This window comes from Prosthecobacter sp., assembly GCF_044232965.1.
Classification (GTDB): Bacteria; Verrucomicrobiota; Verrucomicrobiia; order Verrucomicrobiales; family Verrucomicrobiaceae; genus Prosthecobacter.
In genome coordinates this window covers 1-13114 of sequence record NZ_JBIIKX010000112.1, presented here as the reverse complement: position 1 = coordinate 13114, position 13114 = coordinate 1, and the positions used below count along the sequence as shown (strand labels likewise).

Annotated in this window: 12 protein-coding genes; 6 read left to right on the top strand and 6 right to left on the bottom strand. The window is 59.9% G+C overall.

The features are described from left to right. Window positions 1-201 precede the first annotated feature (201 nt). Genes ACILSI_RS25570 through ACILSI_RS25555 form a run of 4 tightly spaced genes read left to right on the top strand, consistent with a single transcriptional unit; the run spans window position 202 to window position 3957 of the window. Window positions 202-1830: a peptide chain release factor 3 gene (locus ACILSI_RS25570; protein WP_395724761.1), complete on the top strand. Its 1629-nt coding sequence runs from the start codon at window positions 202-204 to the stop codon at window positions 1828-1830. Then, window positions 1827-2510 carry an SDR family oxidoreductase gene (locus ACILSI_RS25565; protein ID WP_395724760.1) on the top strand — a complete coding sequence of 228 codons (684 nt, stop codon included), beginning with the start codon at window positions 1827-1829 and terminating at the stop codon, window positions 2508-2510. Before ACILSI_RS25570 ends, ACILSI_RS25565 begins: the two co-directional genes overlap by 4 nt. Before the next feature lie 41 nt (window positions 2511-2551). Next, the gene (locus ACILSI_RS25560) at window positions 2552-3202 is read left to right on the top strand and encodes a phosphopantothenoylcysteine decarboxylase (RefSeq protein WP_395724759.1); all 651 of its coding nucleotides are present in this window, start codon (window positions 2552-2554) and stop codon (window positions 3200-3202) included. Further along, window positions 3199-3957 (top strand): inositol monophosphatase family protein, encoded by a 759-nt coding sequence (locus ACILSI_RS25555; protein WP_395724758.1) that lies wholly within the window; start codon window positions 3199-3201, stop codon window positions 3955-3957. Before ACILSI_RS25560 ends, ACILSI_RS25555 begins: the two co-directional genes overlap by 4 nt. Here the strand turns inward: ACILSI_RS25555 and mtnA are convergent. Next, window positions 3954-5045 (bottom strand): S-methyl-5-thioribose-1-phosphate isomerase, encoded by a 1092-nt coding sequence (gene mtnA, locus ACILSI_RS25550; RefSeq protein WP_395724757.1) that lies wholly within the window; start codon window positions 5043-5045, stop codon window positions 3954-3956. The two genes, ACILSI_RS25555 and mtnA, sit on opposite strands and share 4 nt — an antisense overlap. 145 nt (window positions 5046-5190) lie before the next feature. On the opposite strand from mtnA, the gene ACILSI_RS25545 reads away from it, so the two are divergent. Both ACILSI_RS25545 and ACILSI_RS25540 read left to right on the top strand, forming a co-directional pair. Beyond that, complete coding sequence (locus ACILSI_RS25545; protein ID WP_395724756.1) at window positions 5191-5970, top strand: ABC transporter ATP-binding protein; 780 nt, start codon at window positions 5191-5193, stop codon at window positions 5968-5970. Further along, a complete protein-coding gene (locus ACILSI_RS25540; RefSeq protein WP_395724755.1) occupies window positions 5967-6764 on the top strand; it encodes an ABC transporter permease in 798 nt (265 codons plus the stop codon). The genes ACILSI_RS25545 and ACILSI_RS25540 overlap by 4 nt, the downstream gene beginning before the upstream one ends. Before the next feature lie 61 nt (window positions 6765-6825). On the opposite strand, the gene ACILSI_RS25535 is transcribed toward ACILSI_RS25540, so the two are convergent. The 5 genes from ACILSI_RS25535 to ACILSI_RS25515 all read right to left on the bottom strand — a co-directional run bounded on the left by ACILSI_RS25535 (window position 6826) and on the right by ACILSI_RS25515 (window position 12917). Further along, window positions 6826-7830 carry a Gfo/Idh/MocA family protein gene (locus ACILSI_RS25535; protein WP_395724754.1) on the bottom strand — a complete coding sequence of 335 codons (1005 nt, stop codon included), beginning with the start codon at window positions 7828-7830 and terminating at the stop codon, window positions 6826-6828. Window positions 7831-7865: 35 nt separating this feature from the next. Beyond that, a complete protein-coding gene (locus ACILSI_RS25530) occupies window positions 7866-8066 on the bottom strand; it encodes a hypothetical protein (RefSeq protein WP_395724753.1) in 201 nt (66 codons plus the stop codon). Between the two features lie 92 nt (window positions 8067-8158). Further along, window positions 8159-10330 carry an excinuclease ABC subunit UvrB gene (gene uvrB, locus ACILSI_RS25525; RefSeq protein ID WP_395724752.1) on the bottom strand — a complete coding sequence of 724 codons (2172 nt, stop codon included), beginning with the start codon at window positions 10328-10330 and terminating at the stop codon, window positions 8159-8161. Between the two features lie 18 nt (window positions 10331-10348). Next, window positions 10349-11461, bottom strand: coding sequence for a fatty acid desaturase (locus ACILSI_RS25520; RefSeq protein WP_395724751.1), 1113 nt, complete (start codon window positions 11459-11461; stop codon window positions 10349-10351). A 130-nt stretch (window positions 11462-11591) separates the two neighbouring features. After that, a complete protein-coding gene (locus ACILSI_RS25515; protein ID WP_395724750.1) occupies window positions 11592-12917 on the bottom strand; it encodes a sulfatase-like hydrolase/transferase in 1326 nt (441 codons plus the stop codon). Between the last annotated feature and the right edge of the window lie 197 nt (window positions 12918-13114).

Here is a 13114-nt window from a genome sequence, read left to right as displayed (position 1 = left end):
GAGAGCGCCACAAGGTTCCATCATGCGAATCGGCCACCAACAGCACCCAGGCCGCGAAGAAGACTGGCCCCCAAGTTTTGGCCTTTTTAACCCCTCTTTTTCAACAGGCTGTTAGCGGGACAAAAGCAGGCTTACACTCTCGCGGGTGCAGCGGATCAACTCCCTTGATCCCCCCGCTTGCATCTACGCGCCCTCTGAGGCATGAAGCCCGCCCTCATGTCCCACGAAGCCCAAATCGCCCGCCGTCGCTCCTTCGCGATCATTTCGCACCCGGATGCCGGTAAAACGACGCTCACCGAAAAGCTCCTGCTTTACGGTGGTGCTGTCGCGCTCGCAGGCTCCGTAACTGCTCGTAAAAATCAGCGTGCGACGACTTCCGACTGGATGGAACTCGAAAAGCAGCGCGGCATCTCCGTCAGCTCCACCGTGCTTCAGTTCGAGTACAAAAACTGCGTCGTGAACCTGCTCGACACCCCCGGTCACAAGGACTTCTCCGAAGACACCTACCGCGTGCTCACCGCCGTCGATGCCGCCATCATGGTCATCGACGCCGGCAAAGGTATCGAGGCCCAAACGAGAAAACTCTTCGAAGTCTGCCGCCGTCGTGGCGTGCCCATCTTCACCTTCATGAACAAGCTCGACCGCCCTGCGCGCGAGCCGCTCACGCTCATGGATGAACTCGAAACCGTGCTCGGCATCGGAGCCTGCGCTATCAACTGGCCTCTCGGCCTCGGTCAGCAGTTCCGTGGCGTCTATGACCGCCGCAAAAAGGACGTGCATCTCTTTGAGCGCACCGTTCATGGCGCGTATCGAGCACCTGAGAAAGTCGGCGGCCTCGATGACGACTTTGTGGCCAAACACACCGTTCCCGAAGCCCTCGAACAGGCCAAAATGGAACTCGAAATGCTCGACGGCGCCGGTCACGACTATGACCGCCAAAAAATCGACCGCGGCGAACTCACACCCGTCTTCTTCGGCAGCGCGAGCAACAACTTCGGTGTGCAATTGCTCCTCGACGGCTTTCTCGAACTCGCCCCGCCACCGGAGGCACGCATGGCCGATGACGGTCGCGTCATCGAGCCCACCAACGAAGGCTTCTCCGGCTTCGTCTTCAAAATCCAGGCTAACATGGACCCGCGCCATCGCGACCGCATGAGCTTCGTGCGCATCGTCAGCGGCAAGTTTGAGCGCGACATGCAGGTCACGCACACCCGCACCGGCAAGATCGTCCGCCTTGCCAATTCGCAGAAGCTTTTCGCCCAAGATCGCGAGACCGTGAATGAAGCCTACGCCGGTGATGTCGTCGGCATCGTCGGCAACCACGGCTTCGGCATCGGCGACACCCTCGCCACCGATCCCAAGCTCAAATTCGACGAAATCCCGCGCTTCGCCCCCGAAGTTTTCGCCTACCTGCACAACCCCAGCACCGCGCATTATAAGCGTTTCCGCGACGGCCTGGAACAGCTCCTCAGCGAAGGCGTCGTGCAGCAGTTCACCCAGCCTCACGCCGGTCAGCGCGTGCCTCTGCTTGGAGCGGTAGGTCCCTTGCAGTTTGAAGTCGTGCAATTCCGCCTTGAGAGCGAATACAACGCCCAAAGCCGCATCGAAAACGCCCCCTACACCGTTCTCCGCTGGGTTCGCACCAAAGACGGCGGAGCCATCGAAGACTTCGACATCCCCAGTGGTGTCACCACCGCCCAGGACAGCGACGAACGCTGGGTCGTCTTCTTCAGCGACCAATGGGCCATCAACTACTTCGAACGCCGGAATCCGAACGCCGAGCTGTCGGAGATCCCGTGGGATGAGGTCGAAAAAACAGCGGCCAAATGAAAACCGTCGTCATCACCGGGTGCACACGCGGACTCGGTCGCGCTATGATTCCGCTCTTCAGCGAAGCCGGATGGCAGATCGCCGGTTGTGGCCGTAATGAAGCTCAGATCGCCGATTTAAGTCGCCAGTTTCCTGCACCACATCTGTTTCAAGTCTGCGATGTCTCATGCGAAACCGATGTCGCCGCGTTCTGCGCGGCGATTCTCAAACAATTCGGCCCGCCGGACCTCGTGTTGAACAACGCGGCCATCATCAATCCCAATGCGCCGCTATGGGAGACAAGTGCGGAAGAATTCAGCCGCATCATTGACATCAACATCAAAGGCCCGGCCTCCATGATGCGTCATCTGCTGCCGGCGATGCTGAAACGCGGCAGCGGCGTGATCGTGAACTTCTCCTCGGGCTGGGGCCGCTGCACCGCCGCTGATGTCGCGCCGTATTGCGCGACGAAATATGCCATTGAAGGCCTTTCCATGGCCACAGCACAGGATACCGGCGGCAAAGTGGCCGTGATCCCGATGAATCCCGGCATCATCGACACCGATATGCTGCGCAGCACTTTCGGCGGCGAAGCGGGCGGTTTCCCCGATGCCGATGACTGGGCCGCGCGTGCCGTGCCTTTCTTCATCAAGCTCGGCCCCAAGGACAACGGCAAGCCGCTCACCGTGCCCGGCGGTTGACAACTCCTTGACCGTTGACCTCCGACTCTGGACGTTCGGCGATGCGCCTTCTCATCACCGCCGGCCCGACACGGGAGCCGATTGATCCGGTGCGGTTCCTTTCGAACCGCTCCTCGGGCCGCATGGGCTATGCGCTGGCTGAGGCCGCGTCCGAGGCGGGACACGAAGTGGTACTCGTTTCCGGGCCGGTGACGATTCCTGCGCCGGAAGGTGTGAGTTTGATCAAGGTGGAAACCGCACGGGAGATGTTCGATGCGGTGCAAATCTACCTCAGCGGCTGCGATGCGGCTATTTTCAGCGCCGCCGTGGCGGATTACCGTCCCGTGCATGTCGTGGCACAAAAATTGAAGAAGACCGCCGACAAGCTCACGCTCGAACTCGAACGAACCGAGGACATCCTCGGCTCCGCCCGCTCGAAACTCGGCTTCCAGGGCTTCCTCGTCGGCTTTGCGGCGGAAACGGAGAACCTCATCGCGCATGCGCAGGAGAAGCTGGAGCGCAAAGGCTGCGACATGATCGTCGCGAACGATGTGTCGCAGGCGGGCATCGGGTTTGACAGTGCGGAAAACGAAGTCACCCTCTGCCTCCCCGGCGGCCGGACGATTCATCTCCCCAGACAGTCGAAAGCCGCCCTCGCGCGTGAATTGATCGCGCACATCACCCAGCTCTCAGCCCCCCACGACCCGAAGTGAAAGAACTCCTCCGCACCGCAACCGAAGCCGCGCACGCAGCGGGTAAAATGATCAAAGACAACTTCGGCTCCGAACTCACGGTGAACGAGATGCAGCGCCACGACATCAAGCTGGAACTCGACGTGCTCAGCCAGAAGCTCATCACCGAGATGATCCTCGCCCGTTTCCCTGATCACGCGATCCTCGGCGAAGAAGGTGGCGAAATCGGCGGCAATGGCGAGATCGAGTGGATCGTCGATCCCATCGACGGCACGGTGAATTACTTCTTCGGCATTCCGCATTTCTGCGTCTCCATCGCCGCCCGGAAGCGCGAATCGAAGGAACTGCTCATCGGCGTGATCTTTGATCCGACGCAGAACGAAACCTGGACGGTGGTGCGTGGCGAGAAGCCGATGCTCAACGGCAAAACCATCGCTGTCAGCAATCGTGCTCAAATGGCCGAGGCCGTAGTCACCGTCGGATTTTCCAAGAGCAAGGAGGCGCTCGATCTGGGCTTCGCCCGCTACAAGCGCATCGCGTATGAAGTGCGCAAGACCCGCATGCTTGGCAGCGCCGCGCTGGCGATGGCCTATATCGCCACCGGTCGTCTCGATGCGTATGTCGAGGAGCAGATCAGCCTGTGGGACATCGCCGCCGGCCAACTCATGGTCGAAATGGGCGGAGGCAAGGTGATGCTCAAGCCAAGCACGACGAAGCCCGGCACCATGTTCATCTGCGCGTGGAACGGCAAGCTGCCGATCGAGGCGTCTCTTTAACGCAACCGCTTCGCCAGACCGGCCAGCGCTTCTATCGTGGCCGGGATCACACCGTGCTCGGTGATCAAGCCGGTCACTAGATGCGCGGGCGTCACGTCAAAGGCGTCATTGCGCGCTGGCGTGGTCTCCGGCGTGATCAAAATCTCTTCGTGCAGGCTTTGCGCTGTGCATCCGGCCAGATGCGTGACCTCGCGCGATGCACGCTGCTCAATGGGAATATCGCGCACTCCGTCCTCAATCGTCCAGTCGATTGTGCTGACCGGCATGGCGACGTAAAACGGCACGTTGTGCGCCTTCGCGGCCAGCGCCTTGAGGTAGGTGCCGATCTTGTTCGCCACATCGCCCGCCGCCGTCACGCGGTCGGCGCCGACGATAATGAGATCGACCAAACCACGCTGGATCAGGTGCCCGGCGGCATTGTCCACGATCAACGTGTGCGGCACCTGATGCTGGCCGAGTTCCCAGGCCGTGAGCGACGCGCCCTGGTTGCGCGGGCGAGTCTCGCTGACCCACACATGCACCTTCATGCCATTCTCATGCGCCTGATAAACTGGCGAGAGCGCCGTGCCCCAGTCCACCGTCGCCAGCCAGCCCGCATTGCAGTGGGTCATCACGTTCAGCGTTTTGTCAGTCTTGGCGACCAGGGCTTTCTCTAACAAAGGCTGTGCATGCTTGCCGAGCGCCGCGTTCGCCGTCACATCGTCCTCGCTGATCTGCAATGCCTCGTTCCAGGCCGCTTCGGCACGTTGCTCCGCAGGAAGCACCGCCACCACATCACGCACACGCTCCAGCGCCCAGCGCAGATTCACAGCGGTGGGCCGCGTGGCAAACAGTGTGTCAAAGGCTGTGGAGAGACCAGCGTCCGAGGGATCGTCCCGCAGTTCGAAGAAAAGACCAAAAGCCGCCGTGGCACCGATCAGCGGCGCACCGCGCACCTGCATGGTCTGGATCGCGATAGCAGTGTCCTGCATCGAGCTCAACTCACACCACTCGATCTGATGCGGCAGCAGAGTTTGATCGAGGATTTGCACCGCCTGACGGCCAGGCAGGGGTTCGATGGCGCGGCGAGGGATTCCTTGAATCTTCATGAGGCGAGGATTTACGACCTCGAAGCGACTTCATCCAGCGCGGAGATGGCCGTCTGGGGCGGAATTTTTGTCCGCACCATGCGGTGTGAAAAAATCTTCTTAACCACATGACTTTCGGCCGGTCTGCCGCCAATTCTCCGCTCCCATGTCCGCCCCAGACACTCGCGAAGTCATCCTCGAAGCCCGCGAACTCACGCGTGAGTTCGACGGCGTGAAGGCGCTCGACCGTTTCAGCTTCAAATTGCATCGCGGGGAAGTACTCGGCCTGCTCGGCGCGAATGGTGCGGGCAAAACAACTGCGATGAACTGCCTTCTCGGCCTCACGTTGCCGACTTCGGGTGATCTCAGCGCCTTCGGTCTGCCCTTGCAGGCGAACCGCATCCAAATTCTCCAGCGCTCCAACTTTTCCTCCGCCTACACCGCCTTGCCTGGCAATTTGCTCGTGTGGCAGAACCTGCTCGTCTTTGCGCGCATATACGGAGTGCCGAATCCGAAGAAGAAGATCGCCGAGCTTCTCGAGCTCCTCGAAATCCCGCACCTGCAAAAGCGTGTTACCGGCCAGCTCTCCGCCGGCGAATCGACCCGCGTGAATCTTTGCAAGGCCTTCCTCAACGACCCCGAGCTGCTCATGCTCGACGAGCCGACTGCCAGTCTCGACCCCGATATCGCCGACAAGGTGCGCAAAGTCGTGCGCAAGGTGCAGCGCGAGCGCAACATCGGCATCTTCTACACTTCCCACAACATGCGCGACATCGAGGAGGTCTGTGACCGCGTGATCTTCCTGCACAAAGGCAAGATCGTGTGTGAAGGCACGCCTGCTGACATCGTCGCGCAGTCCAGCAGCGACAATCTGGAAGATGTCTTCATCAAGATCGCCCGTGACGGCGAAATCCTCGACGAACCCAAAAAGGATCCCGCACCATGAGCATCCGCATCATCAGTGCCCTCGTCTTGCGCTATCTATTTCTCTACACGCGGACGCCCATGCGCCTCGTGGAGCTCGTGTTCTGGCCGCTCGTCGATCTCGTCGTGTGGGGCAACGTCACCGTCTTCATCCAGAAGAACAGCAACACGGAGTTCGGCAGCTTCATCCTGTTCTTCCTCGGCGCGATGATCCTGTGGGACGTGCTCTTCCGTGCGCAGCAAGGCGTGGCCATCTCCTTCCTCGAAGACGTCTGGACTCGCAACCTGCTCAATGTCTTCGTCGCGCCCGTGCGCACCGTCGAATACCTCAGCGCCACCTTCTTCGTCGGCTTCCTGCGCATTCTGGTGACCTGCGTCGTCATGGGCCTCGTCTCGTGGATCGGTTACTCGTTCAACATCTTCCAGCTTCACTGGTGGCTGGTGCCGTTCTTCCTCAACCTCATGGTCTTCGGCTGGTCTCTCGGCATGATCTCCACGGCACTGATCCTGCGCTGGGGCCAGGCCGCCGAATCGCTCGCCTGGGCCGTGCCGTTCTTCATTCAGCCGGTCGTGGCCGTGTTTTATCGCGTCGAGGACATGCCCGCGTGGTCGCAACCCTTCGCCTGGCTGTTCCCTGCCACACCGATCTTTGAAGGCATGCGAGAGGTGATGAAAACCGGCACCATGAACTGGAACCACCTCTGGCTCGCCGCTGGTTTGAATGTGATTTATCTCACACTCGCCGGTTGGCTGTTCGTCTGGGTGCTCAACATGACCCGCAAGCGCGGCCTGCTGACCAAGTTCGCCACGCAGTAAAAAGTACGTCGGACACTCTTGTCCGATGCGTGCGCCCTCGAGTCGGGCAGGAGTGCCCGACTTACTGTAGAACTCCCGCCGCCCGCAGCACCGTCTCATGCACGGCGATGTCGTGCGTGGCGTCCCAGGCCAGTTTCTTTTCACCACGCACGACCTTCGCCAGATCGACGAACTCCGCCGCATAGCGATCTTTTGGCACCGTGAGCTGAAATGACTGCGAACCCTTCTTGTAGGCTCCACGCACCTGCGTTAGCGACAGATTCACCTTCCCGCTTTCCAGCGGCACGATTTCGAAGGTTCCCTCGGTTCCGCTGACGTTGAAACGCCTCCGCGGGCCGCCAAACGGGTCCGCGTGATTGCAGCGGATGACCGCCGTGGCATTCGCGTATTTCAGCACGGCCATCTGGTTGTCCTTCACGCTATCGCTGCCTGTGGGAGTCGAAAAAGCCGTCACCGAGGCCGGTTTGCCAAGAATCGTCATCGCCGCATCGATCACATGGCAGCCAAGTTCAAACAAACCGCCGCCTTCCAAATCGGCGATTTTCTTCCGCGTGCCCGGATCGGCCAGTTTGCCCATCGCCGCGTCGATTTCCGTGATCTCGCCCAGCCAGCCTTCGCGCACAGCTTGGAACAGCAGTTCAAACGCCGGATTGTAGCGCAGCATGTAGCCCATCTGCACGGTCAGGCCGCGTTTCTCGGCTTCGAGCCGCATGGATTTGAATTCGTCATGCTTCAGCGCGCCCGGTTTGTCCAGATGCACATGCTTGCCCGCTTCGATGCAGCGCCGCGCCATCTCGCACGAGGCCTCGACGGTTGTTTCCACCGCCACCGCCTTCAAATCCGGCGTGGCGAGCAGTTCCTCCACGCTCATCGACTTCAAACCTTCATAGCCCTTCGGCCCGGTCACGCCCACGACCTCCCAAAGCTCCGTCAAAGACCGCATCGCCACCATCTTCCCCGCCGCATGCGCATGCTCGGTGCCGATCTGGCCGATGCGTAGTGTGGAACTGCCGCTGGCGGCAAAGGCCGTCGAACCGCAGGCAAGGAGGAAGGAGCGTCGTTTCATGAGGAATGCCTCAAACGCCGCTCGACAGCCATTCCTCACTCTGAAACCGCCATCACTGCCAAAACCGGCACTTGGATTGGCAACGTGACTAAATCAATCGCACCCGCGCCTATTCGCTGGCACTTTGAAGCTGGGCTATCCGACCAGCCCGAACCCAAACTGTAAGCATAGCTGACACAACTAGACTGGCTGAGACTGACAAGAACGAGAAGAAGCGGGATCAGTTTAATTTTCATGTCGGGTGCGCTGCTGAGCATGCCGAAGCATGCGCGCCAGCACGTCAAAGGCCTCATTGATGCTCTGTATGATTGAATCGGACCGATGTATGCTACCGCTTCTTGCCGCCGCGTTTCGGCTTGCCGTAAACGACGTTCTTGCGCTGCGGCAAGGTGCTGGTGTCGTCGGTGTTTAAGCCGGCGCGTTTCTTGAGTTCGCGGATCTGATCTCGCAGCAGGGCGGCGCGTTCGTATTCGAGCTTGCTGGCGGCTTCGGCCATTTCTTGTTCGAGTTCGCGGATCGTCTCGGTGATGGCGAAATCGCCGCCGCCTTCGCGGACGACGTTTTCTTCGATCTCGCGGGCTTTGCCGAGGATGTGCAGGCTTTCCTGTACGGCACGTTGCACGGTTTGGGGGGTGATGCCGTGCTTCTCGTTGTGATCGGTCTGCACCTGACGGCGATAGCCGCTGATGCTGAGCAGGGCGCGGATGCTTTTGGTCTCGATGTCGGCAAACAGGACGACTTCGCCATTGATGTGACGTGCGGCGCGGCCGGAGGTTTGAATGAGCGACGATTCGCTGCGCAGGAAGCCTTCTTTGTCGGCATCAAGAATGCAGACGAGGCTGACTTCTGGCAGGTCGAGGCCTTCGCGAAGGAGATTGATGCCGACGAGCACGTCGCAATCGCCCGCACGCAGGCTGCGCAGGATCTCCACGCGCTCGATGGCGTCGATGTCGCTGTGGAGGTAGCGCACTTTGAAGTCGAGATTGCGCAGGTAGTCGGTCAAATCTTCCGCCGTGCGCTTGGTGAGCGTGGTGACGAGCACGCGCTCGCCTTTTTCGATGCGCTGGCGGCAGAGTTCGATGGTTTCGTCGATCTGGCCTTTCAGCGGTTTGATCGTGATGACGGGATCGAGCAGGCCGGTCGGGCGGATGATCTGCTCGACGACCAAGGAGCGGCCTTTGGTGGTGACATCGAATTTATCGACGGCTTCGCTGCTGCCACTGACGCGCACGGTTTTGGAGAAAGGCAGCGGATCGGCGATCTTCGCGATGTAACCGGTGTTGCCGACCACACTGTTCTCAATCTCGAACCGGGCGGGCGTGGCGCTGACATAGACGAGCTGACCGACCTTGCCCATGAACTCCTCAAAGCGCAGCGGGCGGTTGTCGAGTGCGCTTGGGAGACGGAATCCATGCTCCACGAGCACGGTTTTGCGCGATTTGTCGCCCTCATACATGCCACCGATCTGCGGGATGGTGACGTGGCTTTCGTCGATGAACATGAGCGGCGGTTCCTTGAAGAAGTCCAGCAGCGTGCCGGGCGTGGCACCGGGTTCGCGGCCGGTGAGGTGGCGGCTGTAGTTTTCGATGCCCTGGCAGAAACCCATCTCCTGCATCATCTCGATGTCATACTGCGTGCGCATCTTGATGCGCTGCGCTTCGAGCAGTTTGCCTTCCTTCTCGAACCAAGCAACGCGCCCTTCGGCCTCCTCGCGGATTTTCACGATGGCTTTGCGCAGCTTGTCGCCGGGCGTGACGAACTGTTTGGCCGGGAAGATCGTGTAGTTGGGCATTTTCAGCGTCACGGTGCCGGTGAGCACGTCCACGGCGCTGATGCGGTCGATCTCGTCGCCGAAGAACTCGATGCGGATGGCTTCGTTTTCGAGATAAGCGGGCACGACCTCAATCACATCGCCCCGGGCGCGGAATTTGCCGCGCGTGAGCTGGATGTCGTTCCGCTCGTAGAGCATATCGACCAACTTGGTCAGCAAGGTCTCGCGAGACATCTGCTGGCCCAGATTGACCGGAAGCATCATGCCTTCGTAGTCCTCGGGCGATCCCAAGCCGTAAATGCAGGACACGCTGGCGACGATGATGGTGTCCTGGCGCGAGAGCAGGGCGCCCATGCTGGAAAGGCGCAGACGCTCGATCTCATCGTTCACCGCGCTGTCCTTTTCAATGAAGGTGTCCGTGCGGGCGATGTAGGCCTCCGGCTGGTAGTAGTCGAAGTAGCTGACGAAGTACTCGACCGCGTTGTCGGGGAAGAAGTTCTTAAACTCCGAGTAAAGCTGCGCCGCGAGCGTCTTGTTGTGCGAAAACACCAGCGCAGGCCTGCCAACCTCTGCGATGATGTTGGCCATCGTGAAGGTTTTGCCCGAACCTGTCACGCCCATGAGGGTCTGGTGCCGGTTCCCGGCACGCACGGACTTCGTCAGCTTTGCAATGGCCTGTTCTTGGTCGCCCTGCGGGCGGTGCTCGGTGTTGAGCCGAAAGACGGACATGGCAGGAGCCGCGACGGCTTAGGACATGCCCGAACCGGACCGATCCGGCACTGGCATATCAGCAGGGTCCAGCTCTGCTGCCTTGGCCGGAGCCTTTTGAGCGTAGCGCTGCCGGTATTCTTTCCAGGAGATGAGCTTGCGGTCGGATTCGTCCCAGAGGCGCAGATTGATGCACTTCAGGCTCGACCAGAATGTCAGCGGCTTCACCGAATGGAACATCGGGTGCGAGTTGTGGCAGCTTTCCAAGTAGTAGTTGGGGATGCGGGAGCTGAGATGGTGAACGTGATGAAAGCCGATGTTGCCCGTGAACCACTGGAGGATTTTCGGCAGTTTGTAGAAGGAACTGCCTTCCAATGCAGCGGTGGTGTAGTCCCAATCATCGCGATGCTCCCAATACACATCTTCATACTGGTGCTGCACGTAAAACATCCAGATGCCCGCCATGCCGGCGAACATCGTGACAGGAAGCTGCATCAAGACGTAGTTTTTGAAACCAAAGAGCCAGCTCAGGCCGATGATCATCAGCAGGAGGGCGACATTCATGACCATGACCGAAGCGCGGTCCTTGCCCTTTGCGCGGGGCGACGGGAAGCGCTGGTGAATGAGGAAAAGGAACAGTGGGCCGACGATGAAGAGCGTGATTGGATTGCGGACCAAACGGTAGAAGAAGCGCATCTTTGGAGTGGCTTCCTCATACTCCTTCACCGTCATCGTCCAGATATCCCCATCGCCACGGCGGCTCAGGTCACCCGAGGTCTGGTGGTGCACCGAGTGCTGCCAGGTCCAGTGCAGGTAGGGCGTGAAGGTCAGCATCCCGCTGATGAAGCCGAGGATGCTGTTGGCCCGCTTGGATTTGAAGTAGGAGCCGTGACCGCAGTCATGAAACATGATGAATACGCGCACCAGCAGAAGGCCAGCGATCGCGGCGAAGCCGAGCGTCAGCCAGTAGGACACCGCCAGACTCCAGTACATCGCATACCACAGCAGAGCGTATGGGATGAAGGTATTGACGATTTGCCAAGTGGCGCGGGGAATCGAAGGAACCTGGAAAGGGGCGACAATTTTTTTCCATTCGGAAATCGTGGCCTGGGGCTTGGCTGATGTCATCTCAGGGGCGCTGGTCGTGGTCATGGTTGATGGAGCGCGGTATGTAGCAGGTTTTTGGGATTAGTCCCGCACTCAATTTGTCAAAAACCTCTCATTTTTGGTACTGGCTGGTGTGCCAGGGGATATTGGGAAGGACCACTCAACTCTCACATCCTCAGTAATCTCGAAATGGCCCCCGCGGCTCGCTCGCGTCCATTCCATTGTGCCATTGAGCGAACCGCTCTCGCATCATCTTCGCGACCTCGGGCTTCTCGGCGCTCAAATCGTGTTTTTCGCCGATGTCGGTGCTCAAATCGTAGAGTCCCTGCCCCTTTGCCGACTCCAGCCATTTCCAGTGCTCATACCTAGCGGCCTTGTCGCCACGACGCTGCCAGAACATTTCCTTTCGTGGTGATTTCGACTTGCCGCTCAGGATTGGCAGCATGTCGAAGCCATCCAGCTTCACCCCCTCGGGAGCTTTGGCACCGGTGGCGGCCAGCAGGGTCGGCACCAGTTCCAGAGCGGTCAAAAACTCGTTCGTCACCTGCCCGGCAGGCAGCTTTCCCGGCCAGCGCATGATGAAAGGCACACGCAGGCCTCCCTCCCACATCGTTCCTTTGCTGCCTTTGAGCGGCGCGTTTCCGCCGTTGCCGCTGCCGCCGTTGTCAGACATGAACAGGAAGATCGTGTTGTCCTTCTGGCCGGCTTTTTCGACCGCGTCCATCAGAGCACCGATGGCCTCGTCCATGCAGGTCACCGCGCCGCAGTAACGGGCCAGTTTATCGTCCGCCACCTTGCCGCGATACATGGCGGCGTATTTCTCCGGCGCTTGAACACCTTCCGCGATCTTCTTTTCACCCGTCGCCGTCCCCTCACCAAAAGTGGAGGCTCCATGGGGCGCGTTGAAGGCCAGGTAGAGAAAAAAGGGCTTCTTCCCGGCCTGCTGGTCCACAAATCGCAGTGACTCGCGGCGGAACACATCGGTCACATACGTTCCCTTGTCCTCCTCAGTGCGCGCATTGCCGCGAAACAGCGATGGCACGCCGTAGCGCTCGTGCGTGTAGTAGTCGATGCCGTTGTTCCCGTGCCCGTAGAAGAAATCAAAGCCGCGTTGGAGCGGCAGGAAGCGCTTCGCCTGCCCCATGTCCCATTTGCCCACACAACCGGTCGCGTAACCCGCCTTTTTGAGCATGTCGCCGATCGTCACCTCGCGCACATCCAGCCCCAGCGTCATCTCTGGCGACACCGCATACTCCTCGGGACTGAACTTGTGACCGTAATTGACCATGTCGTTGCGCACCATGTCATACAATCCATTGCGCTGCGGGTAGCGCCCCGTGAGCACGCTACCGCGTGACGGCGTGCAGGCAGGCCACGTCACATAAAAGCTCGTCCCCCGCACGCCCTCCGCCGCCAGCCTGTCCAGATTCGGCGTGATCAACGGCTTGCTGCCGATGCAGCCGAGGTCCGGGTAGCCCTGGTCGTCGCTGATGATGAGCACGACATTCGGTGGCGATGCGAATAGGCCGAAGGGAATGAAGCAAAGTAAAAAGAGCCGGAAAAACATACCTGCTAACAGCCTGTTGAAAAACCTCTCCTCCTGGGTGATGAGAACAACCCTGCATGTTTGAGCAACGCCAAACCAAGCAACGCCAGCAGGAACTCTGGATAGTCGCCGGAGAACTTCCCGCAGCCACC

Coding starts and splice junctions, on each gene's coding strand:
- ACILSI_RS25570 (WP_395724761.1), top strand. CDS start 202: ATGAAGCCCGCCCTCATGTCCCACGAAGCCCAAATCGCCCGCCGTCGC.
- ACILSI_RS25565 (WP_395724760.1), top strand. CDS start 1,827: ATGAAAACCGTCGTCATCACCGGGTGCACACGCGGACTCGGTCGCGCT.
- ACILSI_RS25560 (WP_395724759.1), top strand. CDS start 2,552: ATGCGCCTTCTCATCACCGCCGGCCCGACACGGGAGCCGATTGATCCG.
- mtnA (WP_395724757.1), bottom strand. CDS start 5,045: ATGAAGATTCAAGGAATCCCTCGCCGCGCCATCGAACCCCTGCCTGGC.
- ACILSI_RS25545 (WP_395724756.1), top strand. CDS start 5,191: ATGTCCGCCCCAGACACTCGCGAAGTCATCCTCGAAGCCCGCGAACTC.
- ACILSI_RS25540 (WP_395724755.1), top strand. CDS start 5,967: ATGAGCATCCGCATCATCAGTGCCCTCGTCTTGCGCTATCTATTTCTC.
- ACILSI_RS25535 (WP_395724754.1), bottom strand. CDS start 7,830: ATGAAACGACGCTCCTTCCTCCTTGCCTGCGGTTCGACGGCCTTTGCC.
- ACILSI_RS25530 (WP_395724753.1), bottom strand. CDS start 8,066: ATGAAAATTAAACTGATCCCGCTTCTTCTCGTTCTTGTCAGTCTCAGC.
- uvrB (WP_395724752.1), bottom strand. CDS start 10,330: ATGTCCGTCTTTCGGCTCAACACCGAGCACCGCCCGCAGGGCGACCAA.
- ACILSI_RS25520 (WP_395724751.1), bottom strand. CDS start 11,461: ATGACCACGACCAGCGCCCCTGAGATGACATCAGCCAAGCCCCAGGCC.